Source organism: Hyphomicrobium sp. LHD-15, assembly GCF_031157355.1.
GTDB lineage: Bacteria > Pseudomonadota > Alphaproteobacteria > Rhizobiales > Hyphomicrobiaceae > Hyphomicrobium_C.
On sequence record NZ_JAVIFT010000005.1, the window covers coordinates 110,354 to 125,771 of the forward strand.

A 15,418-nucleotide genomic window follows, 5' to 3' on the forward strand; every position below is an offset into this window, starting at 1 on the left:
AAGCAATCCCGCTCTAACTGGGCCGCTTTCAGGATAAAGGCGCAAGGTGTAGTGACACGCCTTGCGCCTTTTCCTTTTTCCTCGGTCGCGCTCGCTATTCAGCCGCATCCCGATGACTTACGAGCACCTGGTCGGCCAGCCGCCCGGTCAACTCGGCGAGGTGATGGAACTTCGCCTTGTAGGTTCCGACCCCGGAGGTCGCCGAGCGAAGCTCAACGATCAGATCCCCGATATCGGCTTCCGGAATGTGGGCCGAGACGACATCCCATCCCGGCCAGCCGGCGCGGGTATCGAACCCCAGGATTTGCCCGCGTCGTTGTGAGATCATGCCGTTGACGCGCGCGGTCGCCTCCGAGGGAACCGCGATATCGACGGCCATGATCGGCTCCAGCAGAACCGGCTGGCACTTGGGCATCCCTTCACTCATCGCGAGACGACCCGCCTGCCGGAACGCCATGTCCGAGCTGTCGACGGTATGAAACGAGCCGTCCGTCAGCGTCACCGACACATCCACGACCGGAAAACCGAGCGGCCCCGTTTTCATGTAGTCCGCCACGCCGATTTCGACCGACGGAATGAACTGCCGCGGAACCACGCCGCCGGTGATGGTCTCGTTGAAGGTGAAGCCCGTCCCGCGCGGTTGCGGCGAGATCGACAGCACCACATCGCCGAACTGCCCATGCCCACCGGACTGCTTTTTGTGCCGCCCGCGGATCTCCGTCGATTGGCGGATCGTCTCCTTGTAGGGCACCTGCCGCTTCTGCCGCTCGACCACGACGCCGTACTTGCGCTGCAGCCGCTCGAACGACACCCTGAGATGCATCTCGCCCTGCCCTTTGAGCAGAACCTGATGCGTCTCTGCGTTATGCTCCAGCACCAGCGAAGGATCTTCCTCGATCAGCTTCGCCAGCGCCGACGACAGCTTCACCTCGTCCTTGCGATCCTTGAGGCCGATGCCGGAAGCCAGCACCGGCTCCGGAATCTCGGCACCCGCGATCTGGACGATGCCAGACTTTTCCGCCGTAAGCGTATCGCCCGTCCGCACGTGATCGAGCCGGCCGAGCGCGACCGTATCGCCGGCACGGGCGAGCGTGCGCTTCTGGGTATCCTCGCCCTTGAGCGAGAACAGCCCCGCGATGCGCTCCTCGACGGCCTGCCCACCGGACACCGTCGCACCATCCGGCAACTCTCCGGTCAGCACGCGCGCGATCGAAAGCTTGCCGCCATGCCCGGTGTAAAGCGACTTCATGACATAGGCCGCACTCTTGGCGTTCTCGATCTTGAGCCGCTTGGCCGTCGTCGAGACGAACGGCACCTCGTGACGGATCGCCTTCAGGAGACGCAGAATGCCGTTGCCGTTCTCCGCGCTTCCGAGCAGAACCGGGCAGATCAGCCCATCCTCGAATTCGCGCGAGAGATCGCCGAACACGAGATCCTTTTCGGGCGGCAGATCGGAAAGCAGCTTCTCCATCAACGCATCGTCATAGTCGGCCAGCTGTTCGAGCATGTGGAAGCGCGCTTCCTTCTCCTGCTCGATGTCGGACGCCTTGATCTCGACCATCTCGGATGGCGCGTTCTTGCGAAACAGGAACGCGCGCTCGAGCGCGAGATCGATGAAGCCGGTCGCCGCGCCGTTCTCCCAGATCGGGATCTGCCGCAGCACCAGCGGTTTGGAGGAAGCCGGCTGCAACGCCGGGATGATGTCGCGGATCGGAGTCGTGCAGGTGTCGATCTTGTTCAGGAACAGGAGGTGGGGGATGCCGCGGTCTTCGAGCTGTTTCAGGATCACTTGCAGCGAGGGCACCCGCTTCGGATCCGGCTCCGAGACAACCACGGCCGCATCACAGGCAGTCAACGCCGCCGCGCTCTCGTACTGGAATTCGATGGACCCCGGGCAATCGATGAAAGTGAAGGTGTCTTCAAGAAAGTTCACGTCCGCAATATTGAGAGCAACACTCATTTCGTGAGCCCGCGCCTCGGGGGAGGCATCGCCCACTGATGTCTTTTCCGCAACCGACCCCGCACGCAGAACACCACCCGTGCGGGCGAGAATGGCTTCGAGCAGGGTGGTTTTACCGGAGAGAAAAGGGCCGATCAGTGCGATGCAGCGGGTGCTGCGGCCGGATGATTGTCCTGAGCCTGCACCCGTGCCTGTGGTGCCTCTTGGGCTGTCGGAATGCCCCATGGTGTCCTCCTTCCCGCTTCCCGGATTGCTTCCGGGTTGAGCGCTACGAGGCGCAGAGGGATACGCTTGTCGCGCAGCCCCGCGCCTCTCGAAGGAGCGCGACAAGCTGATGGTCGCGCTGCGTAGAGAAAGACGCAAGAGGGTTCCTGCTTAATCTTGCTCTAATCATTGGTCGTCAAACTCAAGGCGATGAGTCGTGAGGCTTGGAAACACGCCGGAGTAGCAAGTTATTGCGTCGCAATAAGTATTCGCAGATGCGTTATGCGATTCCGTGAAGAATGTTTCCAAAAATTACTTGAATAAAGGGAGGGCTGGCCGCATCATGAAAGTGTCAGCTAAGGCGCGTAAGTGCTGTAGGTGAACGGTTCGATACGTTGAAGCAGGCCCATAAAAAATGCCCGGGAGAGGCAAAGGCTAGGCGAAGAGGAAACGGGACCAAGGTTGTTGGAACCAAACGGCCTCGTGCGACGCTTACCCTTCAAGGAAGGATGTGCCTCAAATGAGTAGAGAAACACTGAATAGATCACTGGTGAAGGCGGCCGATGCTGCCGGATATGCAATGGCCTCGCGAGAGGAAGACTTGACCGACTGGACGCTGCTTCAGCCGGAAGTCGCGCTCCGCAACGGTCACGCGTCCGCCGCGAGCGCAGCCAAGAGGATGTCGTTGCCGTTCGCTCGTTTCGAGCATTGGGTCACGCACATGCTGTCATTCTCTGAGATTCGGGCACACGCCCCCCGTGCCCTGCTACCAAGCCGCTAAGCGACACAGCCGGCGCTGAGTTCGCAGCGAAACAAACACCACCCTGCAAACAGGTGCCTCCACGTTCCCCCGTGGAGGCACTTTCGCATTCGGCCCATGGAAATGCCGACTGCCTGGCTCGGTTGACACCCCTCGAGCGCGATGCAAGCTTTTTTCGACGGAATGGATGCGAGCAAACCGTTTGGTTTGCGTCCTAATCAACCGCGAGGAGATCTTGCCGATGCACCGGGCCCTTGTCGTCTTCGCTGCGTTCGCCCTCGGCGCCACCGCCGTAGCCGCCCAGAACACCACCGTGATCAAGGACCGCAAGGAGCACTTCAAGGCGATGGGCAAAGCGGTGAAGCCCGTCAGCGCCATGTACAAGGGCGAAGAGGACTTCGATCTCGCCAAGGTCCAAGCCGCAATCGGCGTTATCAAAGAGAAAGCGCCCATTCTTCCGACCTTGTTCCCCGACGACGCCAAGACCGGCGACGATACCGAGGCGCTGCCCGTGATCTGGGACAAGAAGGCTGACTTCGAAGCGCGCTTCAAAAAGCTCGGCGAAGCCGCACTCGCCGCAGAAGCCGCGATCAAGGATGAGGACACCTTCCCCGACGCCTGGAAAACCCTGATGGGCAACTGCAGCGGATGCCACAAGGAATTCCGTAAGCCGAAATCCTGACACTGCACGAGCGACGCCGATGCCCTACGTCCGCGCCTGGGACCTGCCGACGCGCCTGTTCCACTGGACGCTGCTCGCTCTGATCGCGTCCGCCTGGATCAGCTACGAGTTTGCTGAGCAGATAGGCGACGAAACGCTGGTTTGGCATCGCGCCAACGGCCTCGCCATCCTGACCTTGATCGTCTGGCGACTGCTGTGGGGTTTTGTCGGCTCGTCCACCGCACGTTTCAGCCGGTTTCTGCGCGCGCCCCGCACGATCGCAGCCTATGCCGCGTCGCTGCTGAAAGGCCGCGGCGCGCGCTACCTCGGCCACAACCCTCTCGGCGCTCTGATGGTCGTCGCGTTGCTCGCAGCGATCGCCGTCATCGCCGGCTTCGGCCTATTTGCGACCGACGACAACGACCTCGTCGGCGGCCCGCTCTATCGGTTGGTCGAGGAAAGCCAGAACACCCGGGCTGCACGTTTGCACGCGCTCATTTTCGACTTTGTCCTGCTGCCGCTGATCGCGCTTCACGTCGCCGTCAACGTCGGCTACGCGCTCGCGAAGAAGGAGCCTCTGATCCGGGCCATGATCACCGGCAAAAAACCGGATGAACCCTACGCGGACGCGCGCGAGGCCGAGATCGTATCCCACCCCATCTTACGCGCGCTCGTCTGCTTGATCGCCGCCGCCGTCATCGTGCTCGGCGGTATTCTCGCCGCAGGCGGCCGCCTCGCGCTTTGATCTCTCTCCCCATCGAGACCGACGGGGAGAGAGTGAGCGAGAATGACTACTTCAGATTCCCGCAGAAGCGCTGGATGCGTGTGCAGGCTTCGGTCAGCGCCTCGGTCGAAGTCGCATACGAGATGCGGAACGCGGGCGATCCTTCGAACGCCGCGCCGTGCACCACCGCCACGCCCTCCTCCTCGAGCAGCGCCGTGACGAAATCCTCGTCCGTCTTGATCGTGACGCCCTTGAGCGTCGTTTTGCCGATCGCACCGGCGCAGCTCGGATAGACGTAGAACGCGCCCTCCGGCTTCGGGCAGATCAGGCCCTTCGCCTGGTTGAGCATGCCCACCACGAGATCGCGCCGCCCGACGAACACCTTGTTGTGCTCGGCGATGAAATCCTGCGGACCGTTCAATGCCTCGACACCCGCCCACTGCGTGATCGAGGTCGGGTTCGAGGTCGACTGCGACTGCAGCTTGCCCATCGCCTTGATTAACAGCTCGGGACCCGCCGCATAGCCGAGCCGCCAGCCCGTCATGCAGTAGGCCTTCGACAGGCCGTTCATCGTCAGCGTGCGGTCGTAGAGGCCGGGCTCCACCTGCGCGGGCGTGAAGAACTTGAGGCCGTCATAGATGAGATGCTCGTACATGTCGTCGGTGAGCACCCAGACATGCCGGTTCTTCGGCAGCATGAGCACATCGGTCAGCGCCTTGAGATCGGCTTCCGAATAGGCCGCTCCCGTCGGGTTCGACGGCGAGTTGAGGATCAGCCACTTGGTCTGCGGCGTGATCGCCCGGTCGAGCGCTTCGGCCTTGAGACGATAGCCGTCCTCGAGACGGGTCTGAGCGAACACCGGCTTGCCGCCGCCGAGTTGCACGATATCGGCGTACGACACCCAACACGGCGCCGGAATCACCACCTCGTCGCCGGGATTGAGGGTCGCGAGCAGCGCGTTGTAGAGCACCTGCTTGCCGCCGGTGCCGACCGACACCTGTGCCGCCGTATAATCGAGGTTGTTGTCGCGCTTGAACTTGGCGACGATCGCAGCCTTGAGCTCAGGGATGCCGTCCACGTCGGTGTACTTCGTCCGGCCGTCCTTGAGCGCCTTGATCGCCGCGAGCTTGATGTTTTCAGGCGTGTCGAAATCGGGCTCGCCCGCCGAAAGCGAAATGATGTCCCGGCCCTGGGCCTTGAGTTGGCGCGCCTTCATCGACACGGCGATGGTCGCGGACGGTTGAATGCGGTTCAGGCTGTCGGCAAAAAAGCCCATTTCGACGATCTTTCGTATCTCGGTTGAACGTGAGGGTGAGCGAAGCGGCGCGGACGCTACGCCTCGCGTGTCCGAAGTTCAATATGCGCTATGGCCGCCATAAAGCGTCTTTTTGGCCCCGCCGGGCCTGCGAAAGCGCCAGAAACCGCTTCGTGTCAGATCGAGCACGCCGAAAGTACAAAATTTTCACTGTAACGGAATAGCTTGCGATCGCCACATTCCGGGCAAAACCCCGCCACAGCACAGGGTTGTCATGACATCGGATCACGCTGGCGAGGGATTCGCCGGAAAGGAGTGTCGCATGACGCGCTTCAAGAGTTCTCGGATTTACCGCAGGCACTTGCCCGATCTCGTGGCCGGTTTGGCCGTGTTCGCCCTGATGGTCGGTTTGACAGGCTGGCACATCGGCATCGCCGTGGCCGCCGATGGCACGACGATTGGCGCCAATATGGATAAAAACGCCTCTGCGATCCTGCTGGCTGGCGCATTTGCGGCCATGGCGGTGTTTAATCTAGCCTTTTTTCGCCATCTCCGCCGGGCTTACGCCCCGCCCCGCAAGGCGGCCGGCCGCCAGGGCCGGAGATCCGGCGATCGGGGGCATCCGTAATAGTTTCAACCAAAGCGGGATTTCCCGTGCTACGGGGCTCGCCCCCGAACCAGGTCCACGTTATAAGCGTTATCGGTTTTCGTGAGTTAGAGACCGCCAAAGGGCTGCAATCATGACGCTCCGCCGCTTCGCTCTCGCCTTGACGCCAGCCGTACGTACCACCGCCGTTCTCGGGCTTCTGGCCTGTGTCGGTCTCGGGGTCGCGACCGCCAATACGGAGGCTGTCGTCGCGCGCCACTTCACGCAGGCCCTCGCCGCAACTCCTCAGCAGACCGTGGCCTTGAATGCCAGCGGCCCGCTCGTATCCGGCAGCGAAGCCTATTGGCTCAGCGAAAAGCGGCGCCACGAACTCCAGCACGATGCGCAAGGCGCCGCTCTGGAACCGGCGGCTTGGTCTGTCCCGCTGACCGGCGGCCTATCGGTCGGCGACCGCATCACCATTTCGAGCGGCAAATCGGAGCGCGTGCTTCAGGTGATCGCCGTGGCCGATGTCGAACCGACGCCCGGCCAGCCGGCAACCTCGGAAGCGAACTCGGCCCCCCGCCATATCGCCGTAACCTGCCGCGACCTCTCGACTTCGGACGGCCGTCTGGTGACGTTCCTCACCCCGACCACCCCGGCTTCGTCAGCCAAATTCCGCGCACTGTAAGTCCGGCTCGCGTCATCCGTTGCTAAGGCCCGCCCTCGCGCGGGCCTTTCTTGTGGCGCGAAGGCGCCACCACCCGCCGCGTAGTTTTGTTTTGCGCCTCGCCCCCGTTGCGCCCGCCGCCGAGCCCCCTATTATGCCGCGGTCAGCGACGGGGCTCTCACGCCACGCGCATGTGAGGAACGCCCGACAGCCAAGGAGCGCGCGGCATGAGGCTCAACCCCCCGACAATCGTGATCTTTCTGATCTCGTTTGTGCTCGCGACTTTGGCCCTCATCACCAAGCTGGGCTTCATCCCCGTGCCGCGCTATCTGCCCCACCAGGAGTTCTGGCTGTCGATCACGGCCTACCTCACGCTGATGGTTGGCAACCTCGTGCGCGGCCTCTGACCTTCTGACATCCCGGCCGACCCAACGCCCGCGATCCCGGGCGTTGAGCCGGTGGGTATCCGTGGCCTACCAGGCGATCGGCTTGCGGTCGCGGAAGAAGCCGCCCGTCGGCCCGTCGTCGGATAGGGTTGCAAGCCAGATCGCGGTATCTGCGCCCTGCTCCACCGAACGTTCGGCATTGGCGCCGCCCATGTCGGTCCGCACCCATCCCGGGCACATCGCATTCACTTTGATATTGCCGCCGTTGAGTTCTGCGGCCGCGATACGCGTCAGCGCATTGAGCGCCGTCTTCGAAATCCGGTACGCCGGATAGCCCTTGCCCATTTCCGCGAGCTGTCCCGCGATCGACGACAGATTGACGATCCGCCCATAGCCCTGCTCGCGCATCAGTGGCGCCGCGGCCTGGATCAGCCGCAACGGCCCAAGCACGTTGGTCTCGAACGTCCGCCGCGCCGTCTCTCCGGTCAGTTCGAAAAGGCTGGCATTGAAACCGCCCGGCGCGTCGATCAGAACCGCCGCGTTGTTGACCAGCACGTCGAGGCGACCGTAGAGCCGCTTGACCTCGGCCACCGCCGCGGCTGCGCTCTCCTCGCGGTCCACATCGAGCGCAACGACCGGAACATCGAGCCCTTCCGATTGCAGCTTCTCGGCCGCCGCAACGCCGTCCTTGGGATCTCGCGCACCGATCACCGCCAGCACGCCAAGCCGCGCGAGCTGGCGCACGATCTCGAACCCGATACCTCTGTTTGCGCCGGTTACGAGCGCGGTTCGTGTCACGGCCATGTGGTGCTCCAAGCCTCTGCGTCAGGGTGAATCTTAAACGCAAGTCTAACGCCGTTCGCTGCTCGAGACATGCCTTCTGCCGATAGCGTCTCACAATCGCAATCCGATTAGACTAGCAAGCTGTACATCCCACGGTTGAGACTGCATAATTACTCAAAAAGAGTGTGCGTGGGGGGATATATGACTTCGCTGTTTGACTTGGTAACGCAACAGGTTGGAAAAGGAATAGCTCTCGCCCTCGTCGCGCTCCTGAGTGCCGCCGTCTACGTAATCGGCCGCGTCGTGTGGCGAGAAATCCGGCGTTTTGGATGCTTTCTTTACAGTCGGCATCGAACCCTGTCCGCAGTAGCCCGCACAACCACCAAGGACGGCACGCGCGAAGGAAACGGCGTCTGGATTGCCCAGCCCATAGAGCAGCCCGACGACTACAAAAGCAATTTCCATGGCGCGAAAGTTCTCGCCATCGCGAACCTCAAGGGCGGCGTCGGCAAAACGACACTTGCTGCCAACATCGGCGCGTTTCTCTCGCACGACCAGCGGTGGAACAAACGCGTGCTGCTGATCGATCTCGACTTCCAGGGATCCTTGTCTTCCATGGTGCTCCCTGAAGACGAACGCTGGCTTCCTCCAGCCGGCCAGGACTCCCTGGCCTCCCGCATGATCAGCGGAGATCTGGATGCCGGATTGCTGGTGAGCTGCGCGAAGCCAACCCAACATCAGCCCCGGCTGAAAATCATCACTGCTCACTACGATCTCGCTCAGGCCGACAATAGGCTGCTGATCGAATGGTTGCTGAAGTGCAGAAATCGCGCCGAGAAAAGCGTTCGCAGAGCCCTCGGCGATCTGCTCTACGGCAAGCTCTTCAAACGATACGACGTTCGCTACAATCTAGCCGACGTCCTTCATTCTGACGCCGTTCGGGAAGCCTTCGATCTCGTTATCATCGACTGTCCGCCCCGTCTGACGACCGGCACCATTCAAGCCCTCTGCGCCAGCTCACATCTCCTCGTGCCAACGATCCTAGATCGTCCGTCCGCAGAGGCAGTCCTTCGATTTTGCGAGCAAGTGGAAGGCTTGAAGTCTGCAAATATATGCCCACATCTCAAAGTACTTGGCGCAGTTGGTTCCAAGTATCGTGATGGACTTAATGCTGAAAATGGGGCCTCCGCACGAATTGCTGATCGTTTGAGGGAAATGAAAGTTGGCTACGGAATGCTTCCGAACATATTATTCTTTCCACAGACCGTTGAACTCGTCCGCGATGCGACTGACGGAATCGCCTATTTTGTGATGGCCAACAATGACAGTGGCAAGAAGGCCCGAACAGCGATCGAAGCGCTCTCGACCTACATCGCGCAGCATATCGGACTACCACCTGATCCGGCATCGCACACGCCATTCGTCTCGACGCAACAGGTCAACGCGAAATGAAATCAACGGCCTTCGCAGATCGTCTTGAGGAAGTCGCGGAATTGTTCGCCGCAGGACAAGCGACGAGCGCATCGACAGCACTCAAAACGCTCGTTCCAATATTTCGAGTATTGCCGGCAAAATCCGTCACAGACGTCACCAAAAAACTAACGGAACATGATTTCCCGTCAGCGTCATTCATGCAGGCACGCGTAGAAACCATCGCCCGTCTATTGCCCGCACTTGAGAAATTTACCGCCGCCATAGCAAGCAAAGCGATAGCCGCCGACTTCGCGGCTCTCACGGCCCTTCTCGAAAAACACAAGAACGCAAGCCTTGACCAGTTCGTAGCGAAAGCGACGGAAGCTCTTGCCCATTCGGTAGCCGGCAAAACAAAGCCCACGAAGGCAGCGAAAACCTTACGGACCGATCTTGTTGAACAGTACAATAAGCGCCTGGAAGAGGCTCTCGGCGATGATCCTGGGTTCCGTCAAATCGTCAGCCAACTCCAACACGATGCGGAGATGACCAGCGGAGAAATGGCGGCACTGGCAAAACGCTTCGCATTTTCCACCGCCAAAGGGCGCGACCAGGCGCTCAAGAAAATCATGTCGCGCCACCAGGATCTGATGATCGCTCGAGCGGCGTCGCGCGCCACTGCAGGTCGGATTGCCGGCTAGCCCGAAAGACAACAAAAAAGCGCGCCCGAAAGCGCGCTTTTAGAATTCAGATCATCCAAACCGCAGAGCGGCTCAGTTGCCCGGCGGATAGAGCCAGCTCGGTCCGACGGAGCTGCCGCGAGTCGGCTGCTGGGCCATACCGTTGTTGAAGGCGCCCGGTCCGAAATCGTAGCCCGTGCTACCAATCGACTGCCCGATCGGCGGCATCAGAGAACCCGGATCGGTATCCAAGTAACCCGCTTTCGTCTGGGACTGCCCCGAGGTCGTCGGCTGCGTGGTCCCCTGATTTTCATAGGTAAAGGCCAAGGCCGCCTGCGATCCGAGGAGCGTCAGGGCGCCGAACGCCATCGCTGAAATAGTTGCTTTCATTACCGATCCATCCAAGTCAGTAATCGTTTGAGAACAACATGGTACAGGAATCGAGGCAATCAAAGGGCAGGGCGCCCGCTTTCCCGGTCACACCGCATCATAACTTCAAAACTGTGACTCCAGGGCAACAGATCAGACCGCCCATGCCCTCTTGTCAGCCGCTGCGGGACGCAGCGAACATCTTCGGCCGAAAGTTCCAGCCACCCGGCCCGAGAAGGTATCAAACGGAATAGGGTCAGTGACCGCCGTCCCGGCCACCACTCTCATCGGGACAATATTCGGAACCCGGACCAATATTGCCAATAAATCGGCAGACCTCGTCTTTCTTCGCCGGGTTGGCGCGGAGCTCTTCGTCAGACACCTTGACCCCTAGATTGCGTGCGAGCTGCGCCAGATGCGCATCGTTGCAATAGGGCGTCGAGATCCAGTTGCCGTCCGAATTCTGGAAACCGTCTTTGCAGACGATGGCGGCATTGGCCGTTTGGGCCATGACGGAAAATTGCAGTGTGGCAACGCCGACCGCGGTCAGCGCCATCAGAAAGACTTTTGGCATAGCGCATCTCCTGAAACCGACCCTGTTCAGCAGATGGGCGGCGCGAACGCCGGGCGCAAGCCGGGTCACCGATCCGTATGAAAGTGGACCACCAGGTGCCGGATTGAGGTGAGCCCGACCCGGGCTAGGTCCTCCGGATCGCTATCACCCCTCGCTGGAAGGCGGCCGGGTATCGATAACGAATACACCAGCTTCGTATTGACCCAGCCCCTGCCACGCTTGCCCGCCAGATGCCTGCGGCCCGGTGCGCTCCCACCCTTCCCTTGCTCGCATCCCCGCGCCATATTCGGCCCATGGCAAAAACCCCGAAATCCCCCGGCGCCACGAAAGCGCCCCGCGCCTCGCGCGGCCGCTCCGGCAAGCCCGCGGCGCCGCCTGTGGAGACACAGGCTGGAACGCCTGGCTTCGGCGAGGCGCCGCAAGGGTCATTCACCGCATCCGGACCGTTGGGCGAGTATGCGCCCGCCTATTTCGCTGACCAGGCCCGGCTCGAAGCCGAAGCGTCCACGAAAAAGCAGCTTCCGGCCCTCCGCCAACAGGGCCCCCTGCCGCCGCGCGCTGCCGCCGGCGAAAGCCTGGGCGACAGCCTCAATGCGATCCTGACGCGCCCGCACGAGCGCTCCGAGAGGGCGAACGAGATCCTGGCCCGCCAGCCGATGATCGCCTCGCATCCGCTGGTCTCCGGCGCGATGCCGATGTTCATGCCGCACCGGCCCGAGCGCCCGGAAAAAAGCGAGGGCGGCCGCCGCTTCGAGGTGGTCTCCGAATTCGAACCGAAAGGCGATCAGCCGACCGCCATCGCCGACCTCGTGGGGGGTGTAAACGAGAACGAGCACACCCAGGTGCTGCTCGGCGTTACCGGCTCCGGCAAAACCTTCACGATGGCGCAGGTGATCGCCGCAACCCAGCGCCCCGCACTGATCCTGGCTCCCAACAAGACCCTCGCTGCCCAGCTCTACGGCGAGATGAAAAGCTTCTTTCCGGACAACGCCGTCGAGTACTTCGTCTCCTACTACGACTATTACCAGCCGGAGGCTTACGTCCCGCGCACCGACACCTACATCGAGAAGGAAGCCGACATCAACGAGCAGATCGACCGCATGCGTCACGCGGCGACACGCTCCCTGCTCGAACGCGACGACGTCATCATCGTCGCCTCCGTTTCGTGCATTTACGGTATCGGCTCGGTCGAGACCTACACCGCCATGACCTTCGCCGTGAAGGTCGGCGAGCGGCTCTCGCGCGACCAACTTCTCGCCGACCTCGTGGCGCTTCACTATCGTCGCAACGACGCCGCCTTCGTGCGCGGAAACTTCCGTGTGCGCGGCGACACGATCGAGGTCTTCCCCGCCCACTACGAGGACCGCTCCTGGCGCATCTCTCTGTTCGGCGACGAAGTGGAAAGCATCACCGAGTTCGACCCGTTGACCGGCCAGAAGACCGACGATCTCGCGCTGGTGAAGATCTACGCCAACTCGCACTACGTGACGCCGAAGCCGACGCTGCAGCAGGCGATCAAGCAAATCAAGACTGAGCTGAAGCAGCGCCTCAACGAGTTGTACGACACCGGCAAGCTCTTGGAGGCCCAGCGCCTGGAGCAGCGCACGGTGTTCGACATGGAGATGATGGAGGCGACAGGCTCCTGCGCCGGCATCGAGAACTATTCGCGCTACCTCACCGGCCGCAACCCCGGCGACCCACCGCCGACGCTGTTCGAATACCTGCCCGACAACGCTCTCGTGTTCGTCGATGAGAGCCACGTCACCGTGCCCCAGATCGGCGGCATGTTCCGCGGCGACTACCGGCGCAAGGCGACGCTCGCGGAATACGGCTTCCGCCTTCCCTCGTGCATGGACAATCGCCCGCTCCGCTTCGAGGAGTGGAATGCGATGCGCCCGCAGACCGTCGCGGTTTCCGCGACGCCCGGCGACTGGGAACTGAACGAAACCGGCGGCAGCTTCGCCGAGCAGGTGATCCGGCCGACCGGCCTCATCGATCCGCCGGTCGAGATCCGCTCCGCAAAGAGCCAGGTCGACGACCTGCTCGACGAGGTACGCACCGTCGCGAAGCGCGGCTACCGCTCGCTCGTCACCACCCTGACCAAGCGCATGGCCGAGGACTTGACCGAATACATGCACGAGGCCGGCATCCGCGTGCGCTACATGCACTCCGACATCGAAACGCTGGAGCGCATTGAGATCATCCGCGACCTGCGCCTCGGCGCCTTCGACGTGTTGATCGGCATCAACCTGCTGAGAGAGGGCCTCGACATTCCGGAATGCGCGCTCGTCGCCATTCTCGACGCCGACAAGGAAGGCTTTTTGCGCAGCGAAACCTCGCTGGTACAGACCATCGGCCGCGCCGCCCGCAACGTCGACGGCCGCGTCATCCTCTACGCCGATCAGGTCACCGGCTCGATGGAACGCGCCATGGCCGAAACCACTCGGCGCCGCGAGAAGCAAACGGCCTACAACGTCGCCAACGGCATCACGCCCGAGAGCGTAAAAAAGAACATCGCCGACGTGCTGTCGTCCGTTTACGAGCAGGATCACGTCACCGTCGATGCCGGCCTCGCCGACAGCCCGACCGTGGGCCACAACCTCGCGGCCGTCATCGAGGACATGGAACGGCGCATGAAGGAAGCCGCTGCCGATCTCGAATTCGAAACCGCCGCGCGTCTGCGCGACGAGGTCAAGCGCCTGCGCGAGACCGAGCTTGCGATTGCCGACGACCCGCTCGCGCGCCAGTCCAACGTCGAGGACAAGGCCGGCCGCTTCGAAGGCGACCGCAAGTTCGCGGGCAATGCCAACGTGCTCGCGGAAAACAAGAGCTCACGCAAAGGAAATGCGGAGGCAGAATCGCGCATCGCCACGGACTACGAGCCCGTGCAGCCGACTTATGCGCAGTCCACCTCTCGCATTAAGAAGCCGTCGCTCGACGACATGGGTCCCGGAACCGATCGCCCGCTACCGCGACGCCCCGATGTCGATCCCAGAACCAAAGCCGGCGCATTCGGAGAAGGCGTGCGCGGCCCGCACAAGCCGACGCTCGATGAAATGGGCCCGCACGCGTCGCTCGCCGTGAAGAAGGCGGCCGGACCTTTGCCAAAGAAACCTGATCTCTCGGTGCCTAAGCCCACTATCACGCGCGACATCGAGAACGACGCCGAGAAGAAAGCCCGCCGCGGCCGCCCCAAGAAAACCGGGAGACCAGGGCAATAGACAGCCAGCTACAAAATTTTATCGGTAGCGGTACAAAGCGTTTTCACGCTTACATACGATTCTCGACCTTTCACGTTCCGTCAGACCGTGAGGCTCAGACGCATGCCGTCCTTCTCGAAAACTTTGGAAAGCACTCTGCACCGTTCGCTTGAGTACGCAAATGAGCGCAATCAAGAGTACGCCACACTTGAGCACCTTCTCCTAGCTTTGATCGATGATGCTGACGCAGCAAAAGCCATGCGCGCATGCAATGGCAATCTAGACGCACTTCGCATTCAAACTACAAATTATCTAGATCAAGAACTTGGACAACATCGAACAAACACGCCAACTGAGGCACAGCCAACGACAGGCTTTCAACGCGTAATTCATCGCGCCGTCGTCCAGGTACAATCGTCCGCAAAAGACATGGTAACAGGACTAGAAGTTCTAATCGCAATATTTTCAGAAAACGAAAGTTACGCATTTCATTTTTTACAGGAGGCCAACCTAGATCGGCTGGACATAGCACGACACAGCAACCCTCTCCGAGAGAGGGCTAAAGATTTTCCGAAATCCATCCAACACCACAAAACAGCGAAAAACAGCGCATCACAAACAAAATCCGTGATGACAAAAAAAGTATTTATAAGTTATCGCAGAGAGGATAGCTCAGGACACACCGGACGCGTTCACGACAGACTGGAGAAAGAGTTCGGCAAAGAACTAATATTTATGGATGTTGACGCCATCCCATTGGGAGTAAATTTCGTAAAATACATCAGCGACGAAGTAGGCAAATCCGATGTCATGCTCGCAATCATAGGTCGCGATTGGCTAAACGCCTGTGACGAGAACGGTCGGAGGCGCCTCGATAATCCAAATGACTTCGTTAGAATTGAGATATCAACCGCCTTACAGCGCGATATCCCAGTAATTCCCATAACCGTTGGCGGAGCACCTATGCCTCGCGTGGAAACACTGCCGGAGCCACTAAAGGAACTGGCCTTTCGCAATGGACTGGACATAAGGCACAGCTCATTCCATTCTGACATGGACAAACTGGTGAAATCGTTGAGGCGGAGGTTAGGGAGGCAATCATAGATTGCTATCGTTCGCGCCTGCAGGAGCATTATCAATGCTTTTTGCGCGGAGCAGAGAAAGCTAGCGCTTAATTTAAGGCGAATTTCGACGCC

The 15,418-nt window shown here is 60.9% G+C and carries 14 protein-coding genes; 9 read left to right on the forward strand and 5 right to left on the reverse strand.

Translation table 11 applies throughout. From position 1 onward, the window contains the following. Positions 1-94 precede the first annotated feature (94 nt). Positions 95-2,185 carry an elongation factor G gene (locus tag RCO24_RS15325; RefSeq protein ID WP_308963337.1) on the reverse strand — a complete coding sequence of 697 codons (2,091 nt, stop codon included), beginning with the start codon at positions 2,183-2,185 and terminating at the stop codon, positions 95-97. A 980-nt stretch (positions 2,186-3,165) separates the two neighbouring features. Between RCO24_RS15325 and RCO24_RS15330 the strand changes: the two genes are divergently transcribed. After that, positions 3,166-3,606 (forward strand): cytochrome c, encoded by a 441-nt coding sequence (locus tag RCO24_RS15330; RefSeq protein WP_308963339.1) that lies wholly within the window; start codon positions 3,166-3,168, stop codon positions 3,604-3,606. A gap of 19 nt (positions 3,607-3,625) precedes the next feature. Then, positions 3,626-4,330, forward strand: coding sequence for a cytochrome b/b6 domain-containing protein (locus RCO24_RS15335; protein WP_308963340.1), 705 nt, complete (start codon positions 3,626-3,628; stop codon positions 4,328-4,330). Positions 4,331-4,376: 46 nt separating this feature from the next. Here the strand turns inward: RCO24_RS15335 and RCO24_RS15340 are convergent, their stop codons facing one another. After that, on the reverse strand, positions 4,377-5,585 hold the full coding sequence (locus RCO24_RS15340; protein ID WP_308963342.1) for a pyridoxal phosphate-dependent aminotransferase: 1,209 nt from the start codon (positions 5,583-5,585) through the stop codon (positions 4,377-4,379). A 301-nt stretch (positions 5,586-5,886) separates the two neighbouring features. Between RCO24_RS15340 and RCO24_RS15345 the strand changes: the two genes are divergently transcribed. The 3 genes from RCO24_RS15345 (at position 5,887) to RCO24_RS15355 (ending at position 7,227) form a co-directional block, all read left to right on the forward strand. Next, positions 5,887-6,192 (forward strand): hypothetical protein, encoded by a 306-nt coding sequence (locus RCO24_RS15345; RefSeq protein WP_308963344.1) that lies wholly within the window; start codon positions 5,887-5,889, stop codon positions 6,190-6,192. 112 nt (positions 6,193-6,304) lie between these two features. Further along, positions 6,305-6,841: a hypothetical protein gene (locus RCO24_RS15350; protein WP_308963346.1), complete on the forward strand. Its 537-nt coding sequence runs from the start codon at positions 6,305-6,307 to the stop codon at positions 6,839-6,841. A gap of 206 nt (positions 6,842-7,047) precedes the next feature. Further along, complete coding sequence (locus RCO24_RS15355) at positions 7,048-7,227, forward strand: hypothetical protein (protein ID WP_020086719.1); 180 nt, start codon at positions 7,048-7,050, stop codon at positions 7,225-7,227. Positions 7,228-7,293: 66 nt separating this feature from the next. Here the strand turns inward: RCO24_RS15355 and RCO24_RS15360 are convergent, their stop codons facing one another. Continuing rightward, complete coding sequence (locus tag RCO24_RS15360) at positions 7,294-8,010, reverse strand: SDR family oxidoreductase (protein ID WP_308963349.1); 717 nt, start codon at positions 8,008-8,010, stop codon at positions 7,294-7,296. 180 nt (positions 8,011-8,190) lie between these two features. Here RCO24_RS15360 and RCO24_RS15365 point away from each other — a divergent pair, with 180 nt between their 5' ends. Together RCO24_RS15365 and RCO24_RS15370 are read left to right on the forward strand one after the other, a co-directional pair. Next, positions 8,191-9,441 carry a ParA family protein gene (locus RCO24_RS15365; protein WP_308963351.1) on the forward strand — a complete coding sequence of 417 codons (1,251 nt, stop codon included), beginning with the start codon at positions 8,191-8,193 and terminating at the stop codon, positions 9,439-9,441. Next, positions 9,438-10,100 (forward strand): hypothetical protein, encoded by a 663-nt coding sequence (locus RCO24_RS15370; protein WP_308963353.1) that lies wholly within the window; start codon positions 9,438-9,440, stop codon positions 10,098-10,100. The genes RCO24_RS15365 and RCO24_RS15370 overlap by 4 nt, the downstream gene beginning before the upstream one ends. A gap of 72 nt (positions 10,101-10,172) precedes the next feature. On the opposite strand, the gene RCO24_RS15375 is transcribed toward RCO24_RS15370, so the two are convergent. Together RCO24_RS15375 and RCO24_RS15380 are read right to left on the reverse strand one after the other, a co-directional pair. Then, positions 10,173-10,469 carry a hypothetical protein gene (locus RCO24_RS15375; protein WP_308963354.1) on the reverse strand — a complete coding sequence of 99 codons (297 nt, stop codon included), beginning with the start codon at positions 10,467-10,469 and terminating at the stop codon, positions 10,173-10,175. A gap of 235 nt (positions 10,470-10,704) precedes the next feature. Then, positions 10,705-11,022: a hypothetical protein gene (locus RCO24_RS15380; protein ID WP_308963355.1), complete on the reverse strand. Its 318-nt coding sequence runs from the start codon at positions 11,020-11,022 to the stop codon at positions 10,705-10,707. Between the two features lie 293 nt (positions 11,023-11,315). Between RCO24_RS15380 and uvrB the strand changes: the two genes are divergently transcribed. Both uvrB and RCO24_RS19280 read left to right on the forward strand, forming a co-directional pair. Continuing rightward, on the forward strand, positions 11,316-14,243 hold the full coding sequence (gene uvrB / locus RCO24_RS15385; RefSeq protein WP_308963357.1) for an excinuclease ABC subunit UvrB: 2,928 nt from the start codon (positions 11,316-11,318) through the stop codon (positions 14,241-14,243). Between the two features lie 102 nt (positions 14,244-14,345). After that, complete coding sequence (locus RCO24_RS19280) at positions 14,346-15,326, forward strand: Clp protease N-terminal domain-containing protein (protein WP_374990968.1); 981 nt, start codon at positions 14,346-14,348, stop codon at positions 15,324-15,326. Positions 15,327-15,418: the final 92 nt, after the last annotated feature.

What these genes read in the sequence shown, in the direction of transcription:
- RCO24_RS15335 (WP_308963340.1), top strand. Translation starts at nt 3,626, where the DNA reads ATGCCCTACGTCCGCGCCTGGGACCTGCCGACGCGCCTGTTCCACTGG.
- RCO24_RS15345 (WP_308963344.1), top strand. Translation starts at nt 5,887, where the DNA reads ATGACGCGCTTCAAGAGTTCTCGGATTTACCGCAGGCACTTGCCCGAT.
- RCO24_RS15340 (WP_308963342.1), bottom strand. Translation starts at nt 5,585, where the DNA reads ATGGGCTTTTTTGCCGACAGCCTGAACCGCATTCAACCGTCCGCGACC.
- RCO24_RS15330 (WP_308963339.1), top strand. Translation starts at nt 3,166, where the DNA reads ATGCACCGGGCCCTTGTCGTCTTCGCTGCGTTCGCCCTCGGCGCCACC.
- RCO24_RS15375 (WP_308963354.1), bottom strand. Translation starts at nt 10,469, where the DNA reads ATGAAAGCAACTATTTCAGCGATGGCGTTCGGCGCCCTGACGCTCCTC.
- RCO24_RS15365 (WP_308963351.1), top strand. Translation starts at nt 8,191, where the DNA reads ATGACTTCGCTGTTTGACTTGGTAACGCAACAGGTTGGAAAAGGAATA.
- RCO24_RS15355 (WP_020086719.1), top strand. Translation starts at nt 7,048, where the DNA reads ATGAGGCTCAACCCCCCGACAATCGTGATCTTTCTGATCTCGTTTGTG.
- RCO24_RS15350 (WP_308963346.1), top strand. Translation starts at nt 6,305, where the DNA reads ATGACGCTCCGCCGCTTCGCTCTCGCCTTGACGCCAGCCGTACGTACC.
- uvrB (WP_308963357.1), top strand. Translation starts at nt 11,316, where the DNA reads ATGGCAAAAACCCCGAAATCCCCCGGCGCCACGAAAGCGCCCCGCGCC.
- RCO24_RS15360 (WP_308963349.1), bottom strand. Translation starts at nt 8,010, where the DNA reads ATGGCCGTGACACGAACCGCGCTCGTAACCGGCGCAAACAGAGGTATC.
- RCO24_RS19280 (WP_374990968.1), top strand. Translation starts at nt 14,346, where the DNA reads ATGCCGTCCTTCTCGAAAACTTTGGAAAGCACTCTGCACCGTTCGCTT.
- RCO24_RS15325 (WP_308963337.1), bottom strand. Translation starts at nt 2,185, where the DNA reads ATGGGGCATTCCGACAGCCCAAGAGGCACCACAGGCACGGGTGCAGGC.
- RCO24_RS15370 (WP_308963353.1), top strand. Translation starts at nt 9,438, where the DNA reads ATGAAATCAACGGCCTTCGCAGATCGTCTTGAGGAAGTCGCGGAATTG.
- RCO24_RS15380 (WP_308963355.1), bottom strand. Translation starts at nt 11,022, where the DNA reads ATGCCAAAAGTCTTTCTGATGGCGCTGACCGCGGTCGGCGTTGCCACA.